The following is a 511-nucleotide window of genomic DNA, read 5'->3' as shown; positions in this document are numbered from 1 at the left end:
GTATCCTGGCACGTACGGAAGAACTGGTTTATCCTTGCCTGGTTTGGTTGGATCTGTTGGATCGTTTGGATATTTGATTGGGTCTGTTGGTTGTCCTGGGATGTTTGGTACCCATGAACCAAGTGGCTTGTAAACATAAGTTACTGTTGAACCGTCTTTACCAATCTTACCTTTCGCTTCACCTTCTACTCGTACTAATACGTATCCGTCAATCACTTTTCCTTCTGTAGTGTACTCATCTCCTACTTTTCCTTTTGTTGTTTCTGTAGGTTTAAGTTCTTTTCCATTTTCATCTACATATTTAACTACTAGGTTAGCGTCATTTGCTTCATAGTTAATTACTGTATCTTTTCCTGGATCTGTTGGGACATTTGGTACTTCATATCCTTTAGTTGGATCGTTTGGATCTACCGGTTTAAGTGGTTGACCATTTCCATCTTTTGGAGTATATCCTGGTACATATGGTACTACTTCTGTTGGTTGTCCTGGTTTGGTTGGATCTGTTGGATCA

General features: G+C 39.9%; 1 protein-coding gene. It reads right to left on the bottom strand.

Annotated features, from left to right (window positions below):
• Nucleotides 1-511 (bottom strand): MucBP domain-containing protein (locus ADH52_RS02605; RefSeq protein ID WP_049509926.1); only part of this gene is annotated, 511 nt, incomplete at both ends.

Source organism: Streptococcus pseudopneumoniae, from assembly GCF_001072665.1.
Lineage (GTDB): Bacteria > Bacillota > Bacilli > Lactobacillales > Streptococcaceae > Streptococcus > Streptococcus pseudopneumoniae_S.
Note: the sequence above shows the minus strand (reverse complement) of the source record. Positions and strands in the feature narration are given on the sequence as shown.